Annotated in this window: 13 protein-coding genes; 3 read left to right on the forward strand and 10 right to left on the reverse strand. The window is 63.9% G+C overall.

Going from position 1 to position 14710, the window contains the following annotated elements; translation table 11 throughout:
* Nucleotides 1-30: 30 nt before the first annotated feature.
* The 8 genes from carB to C442_RS12020 all read right to left on the reverse strand — a co-directional run bounded on the left by carB (nucleotide 31) and on the right by C442_RS12020 (nucleotide 7994).
* A complete protein-coding gene (carB, locus tag C442_RS11985; protein WP_008310791.1) occupies nucleotides 31-3282 on the reverse strand; it encodes a carbamoyl-phosphate synthase large subunit in 3252 nt (1083 codons plus the stop codon).
* Between the two features lie 156 nt (nucleotides 3283-3438).
* Entirely contained in the window at nucleotides 3439-3669 is a 231-nt protein-coding gene (locus C442_RS11990; protein ID WP_008310792.1) for a hypothetical protein, read from the reverse strand.
* 87 nt (nucleotides 3670-3756) lie between these two features.
* Nucleotides 3757-4518: a hypothetical protein gene (locus tag C442_RS11995; RefSeq protein WP_008310794.1), complete on the reverse strand. Its 762-nt coding sequence runs from the start codon at nucleotides 4516-4518 to the stop codon at nucleotides 3757-3759.
* Nucleotides 4519-4567: 49 nt separating this feature from the next.
* Nucleotides 4568-5101: a DUF5815 family protein gene (locus C442_RS12000; RefSeq protein WP_008310796.1), complete on the reverse strand. Its 534-nt coding sequence runs from the start codon at nucleotides 5099-5101 to the stop codon at nucleotides 4568-4570.
* Between the two features lie 54 nt (nucleotides 5102-5155).
* Nucleotides 5156-5935 (reverse strand): hypothetical protein, encoded by a 780-nt coding sequence (locus C442_RS12005; protein ID WP_008310798.1) that lies wholly within the window; start codon nucleotides 5933-5935, stop codon nucleotides 5156-5158.
* 66 nt (nucleotides 5936-6001) lie between these two features.
* Nucleotides 6002-6418: a DUF7124 domain-containing protein gene (locus tag C442_RS12010; protein ID WP_008310801.1), complete on the reverse strand. Its 417-nt coding sequence runs from the start codon at nucleotides 6416-6418 to the stop codon at nucleotides 6002-6004.
* 52 nt (nucleotides 6419-6470) lie between these two features.
* Nucleotides 6471-6695: a hypothetical protein gene (locus C442_RS12015; RefSeq protein ID WP_008310803.1), complete on the reverse strand. Its 225-nt coding sequence runs from the start codon at nucleotides 6693-6695 to the stop codon at nucleotides 6471-6473.
* Nucleotides 6696-6743: 48 nt separating this feature from the next.
* Nucleotides 6744-7994: an NAD(P)/FAD-dependent oxidoreductase gene (locus tag C442_RS12020; RefSeq protein ID WP_008310804.1), complete on the reverse strand. Its 1251-nt coding sequence runs from the start codon at nucleotides 7992-7994 to the stop codon at nucleotides 6744-6746.
* 121 nt (nucleotides 7995-8115) lie between these two features.
* On the opposite strand from C442_RS12020, the gene C442_RS12025 reads away from it, so the two are divergent.
* Nucleotides 8116-8724 carry a DUF6149 family protein gene (locus C442_RS12025; RefSeq protein ID WP_008310805.1) on the forward strand — a complete coding sequence of 203 codons (609 nt, stop codon included), beginning with the start codon at nucleotides 8116-8118 and terminating at the stop codon, nucleotides 8722-8724.
* Between the two features lie 61 nt (nucleotides 8725-8785).
* Here C442_RS12025 and C442_RS12030 read toward each other — a convergent pair whose 3' ends face one another.
* Together C442_RS12030 and C442_RS12035 are read right to left on the reverse strand one after the other, a co-directional pair.
* Entirely contained in the window at nucleotides 8786-10147 is a 1362-nt protein-coding gene (locus tag C442_RS12030) for an NAD(P)/FAD-dependent oxidoreductase (protein ID WP_008310806.1), read from the reverse strand.
* A gap of 11 nt (nucleotides 10148-10158) precedes the next feature.
* On the reverse strand, nucleotides 10159-12390 hold the full coding sequence (locus tag C442_RS12035; RefSeq protein WP_008310807.1) for a sensor histidine kinase: 2232 nt from the start codon (nucleotides 12388-12390) through the stop codon (nucleotides 10159-10161).
* Between the two features lie 123 nt (nucleotides 12391-12513).
* On the opposite strand from C442_RS12035, the gene C442_RS12040 reads away from it, so the two are divergent.
* Entirely contained in the window at nucleotides 12514-13389 is an 876-nt protein-coding gene (locus C442_RS12040; protein ID WP_008310808.1) for a homoserine kinase, read from the forward strand.
* Nucleotides 13390-13593: 204 nt separating this feature from the next.
* On the forward strand, nucleotides 13594-14643 hold the full coding sequence (locus C442_RS12045; RefSeq protein ID WP_008310809.1) for a PAS domain-containing sensor histidine kinase: 1050 nt from the start codon (nucleotides 13594-13596) through the stop codon (nucleotides 14641-14643).
* Nucleotides 14644-14710: the final 67 nt, after the last annotated feature.

The raw sequence follows: 14710 nt of genomic DNA on the forward strand, positions 1-14710 counted from the left end.
TGAGCGGTCTGCTTCCGCGGCTAGCCGGCGTTACTCAGCGCCCCACTCGCGCTGGGTCTTTGGCCGTTCGTCGATGGCCTGGACGGCGAGTGGCTGGTCGGCGGAGTTGATGGCTTCCAGCGCCGCTTCGGCGCTCTCGTGGGTCGAGAAGTACGTCACGGTCTCCTCGACGCAGGCTTCCAGCACGTCGCGGTCGCGGGAGAGGACGAGGTCGACCTCGCCGCTCTGGATGGCGTCGATGATAGCGTCGGTGTCCTCGTAGTCGTCGAAGTCCTGCACGTCGAAGTGCTCCTCGAAGCCGAGGATGGGCAGGTCGACGATGGCCGTCCCCTCAAGCGGGATTGCCTTGCCGACGGCCATCTGGGCCTTCTGGTAGGCCTTGCCGAAGGAGCCGGCGGTCCCCATGACCTCGCCGGTGGATTTCATCTCCGGGCCGAGACGCGGGTCCGAACCCGGCAGGCGGTCGAAGGGCAGCACGACTTCCTTGACGGAGACCTGCTCGGGAATCTGCTCCTGCACGTCGAGTTCCGACAGCGTCGCGCCGGACATCACCTTGGCGGCGATCTTCGCGATCGGGACGCCGGCCGTCTTGGAGATGAACGGAACGGTACGGGACGAGCGCGGGTTCGCTTCGAGGACGAACACCTCGCCGTCGCGGACGGCCAGCTGGACGTTCAGCAGACCGACGGTGTCGAGCGCGTCGGCGATGTCCTCGACGACCTCGCGGATACGTGGCATCACGTCCTTGATTTCCTGTGACCGCGGCGGAATCATACAGGCGGAGTCGCCCGAATGGATACCCGCCGTCTCGACGTGTTCCATCACGCCGCCGATGAGGACGTCGTCCTCGTCGGCCACGGCGTCGACGTCCAGTTCGACGGCGTCGGCGAGGAACTCGTCGACGAGGATCGGCTTGTCCGGGCTGACGCGGACGGCTTCCTCGATGTACGTTTCGAGGTCGTCGTCGTTGTACACCACGTCCATCGCACGGCCGCCGAGCACGTAGCTCGGGCGCACGAGGACGGGGTAGCCGATGTCGTGGGCCAGGTCCAGGGCTTCCTCCTTGGAGGTCGCGGAGCCGCCTTCGGCCTGTGAGATGCCGAGTTCGTCCATCAGCTTGTTGAACCGGTCACGGTCCTCCGCGAGGTCCATCGCGTCGACGGAGGTTCCCATGATCTCGCAGTCGAGGTCGCGGCGCTGGAGTTCCTGTTCGAGCGGGTGACCGATGTCGACGGAGGTCTGGCCGCCGAACTGGACCATCACGCCGTCGGCTTCGGTCGCCTCGATCACGTCGGCGACTTCCTCGGCGGTGACCGGCTCGAAGAACAGCCCGTCGGAGGTGTCGTAGTCCGTCGACACCGTCTCGGGGTTGTTGTTGACGACGTGGGCGTCGATGCCCAGGTCCTCCAGTGCGCGGACCGCGTGGACCGAGCAGTAGTCGAACTCAACGCCTTGCCCGATACGGATGGGGCCGCCACCGACGACCACGACGCTCTCTAAGTCGGGGTCGATCTGGAGTTCGTCGCGGTCGATACCCGACAGCGGGTCCCGCGTCGAGTAGTAGTACGGCGTCGTCGCCTCGAACTCACCGGCACAGGTGTCGACGAGCTTGAAGTCGCGGTCGGTCGTCTCCGTCTCGACGGTGTCGACCGTGACACCGGAACCGTCCGTGGCTGCCTCGACTTCCGGTTCGTCGCCGCCGTCCTCGTCAAGGTCCGCCGGGAGCCAGGAGACGTGCGTGTCGTTGAACTCACCGCCGGCCAGCGCGGTGATCTCCTGGTCGGTGAAGCCGGCCTGTGCGGCGGTCTCGTAGTCGCCCTCGCGGGCGGCGTCGGCGGCGTCGGCGACCTCTTTGAACCGCTCGACGTACCACTCCTTGATGTCGGTGATATCGACGACTTCCTCGACGGTGTAGCCGCGGCAGAACGCCTCGAACATCGCGTAGGGGCGGTCCGGCGTCGGCTTTTCGAGGTACTCCGTTTCGAGTTCCGCGTCGTCGATTTCGTCGAAGTCGGCAGCCGGGTTGTACTCCGAGGAGCGAAGCGCCTTCAACAGGCTCTCGGGGAAGGTCCGGCCGATAGACATCGCCTCGCCGGTGGATTTCATCGCCGTCGAGAGTTCGAACTCCGTGTCGCGGAACTTGTCGATGGGCCAGCGTGGGACCTTCGTCACGACGTAGTCGATAGCCGGCTCGAAGGCGGCGGTCGTCTCGCCGGTAATCTCGTTGTCGATCTCGTGGAGACGCTTGCCGAGCGCGACCTTCGCCGTGACACGGGCAATCGGATAGCCGGTCGCCTTCGAGGCCAGCGCCGAGGAGCGGGAGACGCGCGGGTTCACCTCGACGACGCGGTACTCGCCGCCGGGCGTGCCGTCGTCGTGCCAGGCGAACTGGATGTTACAGCCGCCCTGGATGCCCAGATCGCGAATGACTTTCAGCGCGGAGTCGCGCATCTCCTGGTGGCCCTCGTCAGGGATGACCTGCGAGGGGGTGACGACGGTCGACTCCCCGGTGTGGATGCCCATCGGGTCGATGTTCTCCATGTTGCAGATGATGATACAGGAGTCGTCGGCATCGCGCATCACCTCGTATTCGAGTTCGACCCAGCCGGAGATGGACTCGGTGATGAGGACCTCGTTGTTGCGCGAGAGGCGCAGGCCCTTGCGAACGCGTTCGATGAGTTCGTCCATCTCGTCGACGACACCGGAGCCGGAACCGCCCAGCGTGTACGTCGTGCGTGCGATGACGGGGAGCCCGCCGACCTCGTCGACAGCTGTTTCGACGCGGTCTACGAGCGATTCCTCATCCAGGTCGGTGACCGACTCGCCCTCGTCGAGCGTGATGGTCGTCGAGCGCGGCACCGGTTCACCGATGTCCTCCATCCGCTGTTTGAACAGGTCGCGGTCCTCCGTCGCGTAGATGGTGTCCAGCGGCGTCCCCATCACGTCCACGTCGTACTCGTCGAGGACGCCCTCCTCGGCGAGTTCGGCCGTGACGTTCAGGCCGGTCTGGCCGCCAAGGCCGGCGATGACGCCGTCGGGGTCTTCTTTCCGGATAATCTCAGAGATGGCTTCGGTGTTGATGGGTTCGAGGTACACCTTGTCGGCCATCTCCGGGTCAGTCATAATCGTCGCCGGGTTCGAGTTCACGAGCACGACGCGGGCACCCTCTTCCTGGAGGGCGCGACACGCCTGTGCGCCGGAGTAGTCGAACTCGGCCGCCTGTCCGATCTTGATCGGGCCACTGCCGATGAGCAGGATTGTACGGTCCTCGTCCGCTGTCATTGTACGAGCGGAGTCTATACATCGTAATAAGCCCGGCGAAACAATGCGAAGCTCGAAGCCTAATTTCGAATATCGTAACGTATGTGTGTCACACGATTGGCTGTCTCACAGCGGAGCCACAAGTTAGAATTCCGACGGCAGCGGTGCTGAGAGCCGTCAGTTGTCGCGGTCGGGAACGCGATACCGGTAGGGCTGGCCCTGAATGACCTCGACCTCGCCGGACTGCGCACGGCGACCCAGGACTGTCGCGACACGGTGGGCGCTCCCGAACGCCTCGTCGTGTTCTTCGAGGAGGTCACATATCTCGCGGGCCGTCAGCGTGCCGTCGGCGTCGGCTTCTTCGAGCACTGTCAGGATGCGCTCGAACTCTCCCTCACGTATAGCCATACACAGTTACAACACCGCAACCATCATATAACACCGTCAGACAACAGTCAGACGGCTGATTTCGGGAAATCGACCGACAGCGGCGTGTCACTGGCTGTCGGACAGTTCGAGGTCGCTGTCTGTCGCGTTCCCCCAGCGCTTTCGGACCCACGTCGGTCGGGAGACGGTTGTCTCGCCGACTGCAGAGTACCGGATTTCGTAGCTCACCAGGGAGTTCCTGGAGCGGTCCCAGTACGATACCGTCAGCGACTGGACGAGCCCGTCCGGCCGCACAATCGCCTGCACGCTGTAATTGTCGGCTGGTTCGAACGCCGCCGGTGGGTCCGTGGCCGTGAGTATCACGGGGCAGGTGTCGCAGTTGTCCCTCGGGCGCTCGGCGCTGACGTTCGTTGCGAGGTAGGCTTCGATGAGTCGCGCAGGGTCGGGGTCGAGTACCCCGCTGACCGGGGTTGGCCGCCTCGCTGCGGTCCAGGCTCCCTGTGCTCGCTTGTCGTAGACGTAGCGTCGGTTCCCGTTGGTGTACACCCGCCTGGTGTAGTTCTGGTCGACGATTTCGGTCCGAAACTGGTAGTGATACCTGTCGTCGACGACGAGCGAGACGATCTGCGTGCCCCATTCCAGCGACAGCCGCATCCCCAGCACGTACGAGCGGGTCCGCGTCGCGCGCCGGTGGGCCGCCGCGAGTCGCCTGGCGTCGACGGCGTCCTCGGTCAGGGCGGGTTCGACCCGGCCGTCCTGAGACTGCTCGGGGACCGGAACTGGCGTCACCGTCTGTCGCTCCGCCCCGCCGAAAGCTCCACAGCCCGCAAAAAGCAAGAGCACGAGCAGGATCACCACACGACCCGCCATGCATGGGTGTGCGAGCCAGACCCACTAAGTACTCAGGTCGCAGTCGGCCTCAGATTGCGGTGTCCGACCGGCCGTCGAAGTTCCGCTCGTCCCGGTACTGCTCGACGAACGCGTCGACGTCGAACTGAAGCATCTGCTCCTCGAACTCCGCCATCACGTCGTCGTCCTCGGCGTGGCTGATAGCGTGTTCCATCAGTTCCACGAGCAGTTCGACGACGATTTCGTGGAGGCGGCGGGAGTCGAAGTCGCTCACCCACGCCAGCGAGAAGCCGACCGACCCGTCCTCGCTGGTGTCGGCGGCGACGACTTTCTCCGGGAACTCCTCCATCACGACACCCATCAGGTGAACGGTGGTGAACTCGTCGTAGTCGTCGTTGGTCTCGATGGTCGCGTGTAGCACCTCGGTGAGAAACTCCGGAACGAAGCGTGCCAGCGGGTGTGGGTCCAGCACAACGGCGTGTGTCTTCCCGCAGTCACACGCGAACTCCCGCATGCCCAGATGGAGGTCATGCGTGTCGACGCGTTCGCCACAGGCCAGTTCGAGTTCGGACTCGCGCCCGCCGGGCACGCGCGGTTCAGCCATTATCCGTAATTGGTCGCTCCCGTGGTTAAAGGCCGCGATACGAACCGCAGCGGCCTAGAGCCCGCCGACGGACTCCGTCTCGTGGGCGACATCGTGGTCAGACTCAGTCGCTTGGAGATATGCGACAGTCGTCACAGCAATCGAGAACACGCCGACGACACTGGAGAGAACCGTCGATACCGTCGTCAGGACCATCGGTGGTAGCGATATCGGGAGGAGGCTGAAAGCCCCCCCAAGAACGAATCCGAGCACCGCGAGCACAACGGCAAGGACAAACGCGGCGAGGAGGTTGTCGGTGACGATACTGACACTGTTGCTGATTGATTCGATAATTCCGCTGTCGTTCAGCGCAATCTCCTGTCGGACAAAGAAAAACAGGAGTGCAAACACCAGTCCGGGGATAATAAGCAGAACAAGGCCGACGCCCACTGCGATAGTAGTGAGAATGCCGGCTGCGATCGCGATCCCAACAGTTTTGCCCAGTCGCCGGCCCACGTTGTCGGGAATCGGTTCACGGTCATCGCTGGCAAAGGCACGAATCGCGACGATGTTCAGCGCTTCGTTGACCACAAACAGCACGAGCGCGCCGACGGCAGCAACTGCAAGCGGGAGGTCGAGTGCCAGTGGCGTCCCGCCAGCCATTGCCGCCTGATTGACCTGTGCATCGCTCGGCAATTGCCCCAGGAACAGTTCTGTGAACGCCTGTGAAAGCGACGCCCAGACGACAGAGCTGAGCAATCCATAGACGATGAATACGCCGGCAAACACCGCCCCGCGCTCACTGAGTAGTTCGTCGATACCGTCTTGGAAGGCACGGCCGATTTGGAGGGCCATACACACCACCCATAACCGGGAAAATATAAAACTACTCGACTTGTTGTCAGCCGGAGATGTCCGCGCCTACGGCCAGTCGTCGCGCTCCTCGTCCGCGTCGGTTGTCGCGTCCGGCGTCTCCGGTTCGCCGAGGTCCCAGTCGGCCGCCTCCGCGGCCTGCGTGACGGGGAGGTACTCCCAGCCCGCCGTCTCGGCGAGGTCGGCGTCCTCATCGGTTCCGCCGACGAAGACGTGCCGGTCGGTGTCGAACTGCTCTTTGACGTTTTCGAGGCTCTCCTCGCGGCCGCGCGGCCCCGAGAAGAAGTCCTGTCTGATCCGGTGTTTCCGGGTGAAGTTGGTCACGACGTAGGTGGGCTGTTCGGAGATGACGCCGACGTACTCGGACCACTGGCGCGCGTCGTTGAACACGCTGTCGGGGTAGGCCAGTTGCTTGAGGGCGTCGAGGTCGAACGCGAGTGTCATATCGCCGCTGCCGCCATCCATACGCGACTCTCCGCCTTAGGGCGAAAAAAGAGCGTCGTTCTCCTGCTGGCAGTTACTCGCGGTGCTGGTCCGCCTGTGCGAGGCGGTTGGCCTCTTCCTGCACTGCGGCCATCTCGCTAGTGGCCTGACGGTCGCTCTGGCCGTGACTGTAATTGACCGACGCATCGAGCAGCGAGCCGGCGAAGCTGGCGTTGTCATCGGCTGCCGTGTCTGCCCCACCCGACTGGCCGTCACGACGGGTGAGCCGGGCAACGATGCTGGAGAGGGCGTCACGCATACGCGTCACTACGTCCGCAGCGCTGAAAAAGATCGGTGTCGGCGGGCCTTATTCGGCCGGGGCGGGCGTCTGTGCCTTCACTTCTTCGAGGTCCACTTCCTTCTCCAGCAGCAGTTCCTTCTTCTCCGCGACCTGACGCTCTTCGCGGATGAGCTGTTTGAACGCCGACTGCTGTGAGAGGTCGCCGATCAGCACGCCGCCGATGAGCTGTCCGTCCTCGAAGGCGAGACGCCGCCACTCGCTGTCGGAGTACTTCCGTTCGGCCTCGTCGTCGCCGCGGGTCGGGTGCCCGAAGGAGAGGAACGGGAAGTCGAAGTGCGTGATGGAGTACGAGGAGACCCAGCGGAACTCCTTCTCCTCGGCGTCTGCGACCATGTTGGTCCCGGCGACCGACCCCTGCTCCTTGGCCGAGCCCCACGCGCCGTTTTGCGCCTGGGAGTCGAGGATGGTGTCGTAGAACTGGGTGAGGTCGCCCGCGGCGTAGATGTCCTCGATGTTGGTCTGCATATACTCGTCGACGACGACGCCGTCGTCGAGTTCGAGCCCGGTTCCGTTGAGGAACTCGGTGTTGAAGTTCAGGCCGATAGCGACGCCGGCCCACTCGCCGTCGTAGTGGTTGCCGTCGGGGTCGACGGCACCGGTGACGTGGCCGTCGTCGTCGACTTCGAAGTGGTCGACGCCGGACTCGAAGACGGGTTCGACGCCGTTCTCTTCGAGGGCCTCGTGGATGATCTCCGCGCCGTCCTCCGAGAGCGCGTAGCGCCACCAGCGGTTGCCACGCATCAGGTACTTCGCGTCGATTTCCTGTGCGGCACAGACCGCCGCGAGGTCGATCCCGAGCAGTCCCGCCCCGACGATGATGCCCTGGTCGGACTCGTCAGCGTGCTCGCGGATGCCACGCGCGTCCTGGAACGTCCAGAAGTGGTGGATGCCGTCGGCGTCGCTGTTCTCGACCGGGAGCTGTGCCGGCGTCCCACCCGTGGCCACCAGCAGCTTGTCGTACTCGTAGGTATCCCCCTTGTGGGTGTGGATCTCGTGAGCGTCGGGATCGATGTCCGTTACGTGGGTGTTCAGCTGCAGGTCGATATCACGCTCGTCGTACCACTCCGGCTCGTGGATGGAGATCGGCGCTTCCGGCAGCTTCCCCTTGGCGAACTCCTTGATGAGGATCCGGTTGTACAGTGCCTCCCCCTCGTCGGTCAGGACTGTGACCGACGCGTCCGGGTCCGCTTCCCGGATTGTCTCGGCTGCGGACGCACCCGCGATGCCGTCACCGATGATTACGTGCGACGTGCTCATGTACGGGCGGTACGAAATCAGGCTTAATGTGGATTGCTATCTGCGTATCGTTTGCGATAGCGCACTGAAGACACCGATAGTCGGGGATTTGAAGGCGCTGTAGCCCGTATTCGTGACTGAAATGAAAATATACCAGAACCCGCGCCACTGGGCGAGCAAGAAGGCGCTGACCACACCCGGCGTCCGGTCGGTGGCCAACTACGGGCTGGTGAAACTCCACACAAAGATCTTCCTCGGGAAGGCCGACGAGGCCCACCGGGAGGAGCGGCGTGACCACCTCGACGACTTCTTCGACGCCACGATGGACACCTACGTGGCCGCGCTCCAGGCGGAGTACTCGGAGGCCGAGGCCCGGGAGATCACCCACATCCAGGCGAATTTCGACTTCTACAACCACGGCTGGACGGAGATGATGGAGTTCCCGGCCGACGAACTCGAAGCCCACTACGAGCGGTACGCGGATTTCTTCGACGCCCACGGCATCACCATCGACGACCCGCTCGGGACGTTCCGCCCAGCCGGTGGCGTTGCCGACGCACCGTCGACGCCGGAGCGGCTGGACGAGCCGGAACACCCCCACGCCGTCGGTGGCTTCGCCGACGACGTCTACGTCGAAACCGAGGACGGCGAGATGATCGTCGGCGGCGGCCGCGAGGAACCGGACGACGTGAGCGCGGCCGACGCGCCGGTCGTCGACGAGGACGACGTGGAAAGCGCGGCCGGCGACTGATTCGGGCGACACACCGAATTGGGCTTTCCGATAGAGAACAGATTTGAGGGCAGCAGAGCGCTCAGCGGCGGGCTTCCGAAAGCGGCGAATCGTCGGTTTTCGTCGCCGCTGACGGGTTGCGTGCGATCCGATCGGCGCACTCGAAGCCCGCGACGATACCGCCGTTGAGCGAGCGCTCCGGATACTGGGCACGCGAGGCCATCCCGGCGTAGTAGAGACCGTCCGCGACGGCGTCGCCGAGGTCGTAGGGGATGACCATGTCCAGATAGCCGCGCTCGTACACCGGTGCCGTCCGGGGGTTGCGGCCCGTCCGAATCCAGTTGACGGCGTCGCGGTCGAACTCGGGGAAGAGGGATTCGATGCCCTGCAGCCACGTCTCGGCGACTTCGTCGTCGGTCTGTTGCCAGATGGCTTCGGATTCGTCCTGGATGTAACGAGCGACGTACAGCAGATGCTCGCCGCCGTACCGCTCGGCGGAGACGAAGTTCGTGTGTTCGATGAGCGCGCCGAAGGGGGCGTCGTCGGCGATGTTCAGCCAGTACGTATCCAGCAGGGGTTCGTCCATACTGATGACCGAACACACCGTCCCCTGGAAATCGATATCGCAGGTGTAGCCGGTCAACGCCTCCAGTACGTTCGGCATCGCCGCGACGACGACGTCGTCGGCTTCGTGAACCGTCGTCTCGGTTCCGTCCGTGGCCGTCAACGACGAGACGGTCCCGCCGCTCGTATCGACCTCGGTCACGCGCGTGCCCGTGGAGATATTTTCGCGGCCGACGGCGTCGACCAGCGCGTCGAGCAGTCGGCCGAATCCGCCGTCGAAGTAGCCCAGAATCTCGCCGTTCAGGATGTCCCGCTCGCCGCGAAACTTGACCCGCCCGAGCAGCCACGCGGCGCTCACGTCGTCTTTCCGGTCGCCGAACTTCGCGTCGAGCAGCGGCTCGAAGAAGTTCTCGTAGACGCCCCGGCTGGTGTGCTCGACGACGAACTCCTCGATGGGAACGTCCTCGAAGTCCTCTAAGCGTTCGTAGGTGTCGAACTTCGGGACGCCGCCGCGAACGTCGATGTCGAGGACGAGCATCCCCAGCCGGAACGTGTCGTACAGCGAGAGATGCGGGTACGAGAGGATCTCCCAGGGCTTGTCCATGGAGTGGACGACGCCGTCGACGTAGTAGGCGTTCTTCCCGATGTGCCACTCGACCGCGTCACCGAGGCCCAGGTCCTCGGCGAGTTCGACGATGGTTTCCTCGGATTTCGAGAGGTGGTGATAGAACTTCTCGATGGGGTCCCCGGCCGTCTCGTAGGTCGCTGCCAGGCCGCCCAGATCCTCGCTCGCTTCGAACACACGGACCTCGTGGCCGCGTTGCTGGAGCCGGTACGCTGCCGAGAGGCCGGCGATACCGCCACCGACGACGCCAATCATACCCCGACCTATCAGCGGTCGTGGGATTTAGTTTGCGCTTCGGTCGCCGCCGTCTCCGTGTCGTCGGGTCCGAAGTCATCTTCCGCCTCATCACCCGTCACCGCCTGCTGGAATTCGAGGATCGCGACGGTCCCCGTCGGGTGGTTGTCCTCGAACCAGAGCGTCCCGCCGTACAGGTCCATCATGACTGAGACGAAGTAGAGGCCGAAGCCGCCGGCGGTCTGGTCGGGGGAGAGCCCGCGTTCGAACACCGTCGTCTTCAGTTCGTCGCTCATTCCGGGGCCGTCGTCGGCGATACGGACCTGCAGCCAGTCGCTGGCCTGCTGGACCGAGACGGCCACTTGCGGGGTGTCGGCGTTGTTGTGGTCGACCGCGTTCCGGAGGATGCTCAGGAGGACCTCTTCGAGCAGTGCGTTCGCCTGCACGCTGTAGTCTCCGACCAGTTCACAGGAGACCGATACCGACTCGTACTCGACCCGGAGCGACTCAATCGAGCGACGGAGCGTGGCGTTGAGGTCGACGGCGTCCAACCGCTCAGCTTCGCTCGCCGTCACGGTGTTGTTGATATCCCGGATCGTTTCGCTCATCTCCGTGAGCTTCCCACACCAGTTGCTGATGCTGTCGAGATGCCGTCGTTTCGACCGCGGCACGTCGGTTCTGATGTGCTCCGCGCGGCCGCGGATGACGACCATCGCGTTGTGCAGCGAGTGTCTGAGGACGCCGTTGAAGAACTCGATCTGCTCGCGGCGTCGCTGGACAGAACTTCGGCTCTGGCGGAGTTCGCGCTCGCGTTCGACCTGGTCGAGGGCTACCTGCGTCGTCTGTGCGAGAATCGCGGCGTACCGCCTGTCCTCCGTGGCGAGGGTGCTGTCGTGGGACGTAATCGCCATCACGCCGTGGGAGCCAAGCGGCAGCATCAGCGCGTTGTCCAGTGGGTCGAGTCCGTCCTTATCGAGCGAGACGGCCTGTATCTCACCGGTTTTGTACGTCTTCCAGAGTTTGCTTTCGGGCTCGTCCGTCGGCGAGGCGTACAGCAGTTCGTCCTCGACGTGTTCCGCAATCGATTCGCTAATGACGGCCGGTTCGAGGATGCCGTCGTCTTCGAGGAACACGCCCGCCGCGTTCTGGTCGAGGACGGCCGTCGCGAACTCGACAGCCATCTCCGCGACCGCCTCGGCGGTCTCGGCCTCGATGAACTGCTGGGTCGCGGCCTGCAGCGCTTCGAGTCGGTCCTGACGGCGCTGCTGGCCGGTCACGTCCCTGAGAACGACGAGCCGACCGCGTTCCGTCCCGGACTGGTCGGTGAGGCTCGTCGTCTGTGGGTTGTAGTACGTGAACGAATCTCCGAACGAGAACACCTCGCCACGCTCGATGTGGTCAACGAGCCCCGGGACGAGGTCGTCAAGTAGCTCTCCGTCGGGGTCCGGGTGATCCAGCGCGCTGGCCGCCGCGGCGTTGTAATCAATGATGACACAGTCGTCGTTGAGAGCGATGACTGGGTCGGGGAGGTTGTCGACGAGGGTGTCACCCGACAGCGTCGTCACAGACAGCGATTCGTCCTTGAACAGTACCCAGCCGACGAGCACCGCGTTGAGCGAGAACGCTACCGGCGTGAAGTCGATGGCCGGGTGCGGCGTGTAGCCGAAATCATACAGCACAGCGACGAATATCGGAAGGCCGGTTCCGATAATGATCGCCGCTGTCTGTCGCCGATAGACGTTCTGCGACCGGAACAAGAACTCGATCAGGAGTGCGTATCCGAGCAGTAACAGCCCGTAACTGACGGCGAGAAGTACCGCGAACGTGGGACCGCGCTGGATGGCGACCAGCGTCGTACCGAGCTGAGTGACAGGCACGGCCGCCACTTCGACGAGGTCGTGTGCCTGGTCCGTCAGCAGTAATAGCACGTCCGCGTTCACCACGAGAAACAGCGAGACGAGAGACGATGGCCGAAGCCACGACTGTCGGCCGGTGTAGACGAGCGCGAAGACGACCCAGAGCCCGATGACCTGCATAGCGGCGGTTCGCGACAGCAGGTACACTGTCCTGACAGCGGCGGGGTCCGAAACGACTATCTGCCATATCGAGATAGCACACCAGCAGCCCCCAGCGACCGCGAGCCAGCCGTACTGGCGAGCGCCGGGGACATCCTGGTTTCGGGCGGCGACGACAGCGATTGCGAAACCGATGAGCGCCCCACCCGCGTTCCCGAGGATGGCGACCGTGGCGATGTCGACATCCATATCGATACCTATTCCAACGTCAGGTTTCCCTGTATTATGCCTTTGGGCCGCGTTCTCAGTACTGCGAAACGGCCACAGTGTCGGTTCGCTACCTTTTTGCCTACACTGCTGAAATTCGCAGGCATGCTGACAGTCCGGGCGCCGGCTACCAGTGCGAACCTCGGGAGCGGCTTCGACGTGTTCGGCGTCGCACTGGAGCGTCCGGCCGACGTCGTCCGTCTGGAGAAGGCCGACCGGGTCACCATCGAAATGACTGGCGCTGGCAGCCAGTATATCCCGGAGGACCCCGACAAAAACACCGTCGGCGCGGTCGCCGAGGCGCTTGATGCGCCGGCCCACATTCAGATAGACAAGGGTGTCCGTCCCGCATCGGGGCTTGGCTCCTCCGCGGCCAGCGCCGCCGCGGCGGCCGTCGGGCTGAACGAACTGTACGACCGCGGCTACTCCCGCGAGGAACTGGTTCCCATCGCCGCCAAGGGCGAGGCCGTCGTCTCCGGGGACGCCCACGACGACAACGTCGCCCCCTCGATAATGGGCGGGTTCACCATCGCGACTGACAAGGGCGTCACGCAGGTCGACGCCGACATCCCCCTCGTCGCGTGTCTCCCCGACATCGTCGTTTCCACGCGGGACGCGCGCAACGTCGTCCCCGAGACCGCCCGCGTCGATCAGATGGTAGAGACGGTTGGCAACGCCGCGTCGCTGACGACGGGGATGCATCGCGACGACCCCGAACTCGTCGGCCAGGGGATGCACGACACCGTCGTGACGCCGGCCCGCGCGCAACTCATCGACGGCTACGAGCAGGTCCGCGAGGCCGCGCTGGCGGCCGGAGCCACCGGCGTCACTATCTCCGGAGCCGGACCGACGGTTATCGCCGCCTGCGCCGAGGAAGACCGCCGGAAAATCGCGAGCACGATGCTCGACGCTTTCGGTGAGCGCGGCGTCGACGCCCGCGTGTACCAGACCCGAATCGGCGGCGGCGCTGAAGTGTTCTGAGACCGTCCGCAGGTCCGAGCCGGCACCTCTGCGAGTAGCGGCTGGTTCCGTTTCGAAGGCAGTCGTCAAGGAGTCTGAACGAGCATTCCCGTCAGCGCGACGGAGAACTACCCCGCTGGGCGACGAGATGTCTGTACTGCGTTATAGCACTATGTACTGCTATTAGTAACAACAAGGCGTCTCGCCGAGCTACCTGAACTATCAATGGCATCTCAGACGGGGCACGCGCTTCCAGCAGCATACGACGCGCTCAACATCGGCATCGCACTGTACGACCCCGACAGTGGTGCTATTCTGGACGGCAATGAACGGCTGGCAGAGATATTCGGATACTCGGTTTCGGAGTTGCGCGAGCGGTCGATCAGCGAGTACACCGCAAACACATTCGTCCACTCTGTCGCCGATTTCAGGTCCCGGTTGCAGGACAGCGCCGCGGGCGAGTCGCGCCAGTTCACCTGGCGGATCAAACGGGCGGACGGCGAGCTCATCTGGGCCCGGATTCACCTCTCGGAACGGGTCGTGTCCGGGGGGACGTACGTCTGTGCGGAGATCCGTGACATCACGGAGTACTTCGAGACACACCACCGCGAGGAGCTCCTCTGGCGGATACTGCGACACAACCTGCGGAACGAAGCGACAGTCATCGCCGGAAACACGGCTCGTATCACAGCTTCAGCCGGGACTGAGGCCGTGCGGGACGCCAGCAAGACGATTCGGTCCCGCGTCGAAAACCTCACAAACATCGTCGAATCCGTCAAGCAGATCGAACGGGCAGTCGCGCGCCCCGGCACAGACTACACTCGCTGTCACGTCACGCGCAGGGTACGAGGTATCGTGAACACCATCCTGACCGACTACCCTACTTCAGAGATTACCGTTACCGAACGGGCGGAGCTGTGGGTAGACAGCAATGACGCATTCACATACGCACTTACCCACGCCATCGAGAACGCAATCATTCACAGTGAGGCTGTCACCCCGTCAGTCGAGGTACGCATCGGTCCGTCACCGAACACCGGCCGAGTGGAGATTTGCATTCGTGATTCGAACCCGCCGATTCCAGATACGGAGATCAGCGCGCTCTTCGACCCGACGCAGGCCACAGAAACGGCGCACGGTACCGGCGTCGGCCTGTTCGTCATGAAGTGGTGTATCGAGTCTCTCGGCGGTGAGCTCCGATTCGAGCGGAGCGGTGACGGGAACGCCGTCTTCTTCTATTTACCGGCGCGGGACCCGCCGGACGACCAGCAGTAGCGCGCCGGTCCTCGACTACGGGACGTGGTCGGGCAGATACTCAAACCGAGAAGCCAAAGACGAAAGG

The sequence above is a fragment of the Haloarcula amylolytica JCM 13557 genome (genome assembly GCF_000336615.1).
Classification (GTDB): Archaea; Halobacteriota; Halobacteria; order Halobacteriales; family Haloarculaceae; genus Haloarcula; species Haloarcula amylolytica.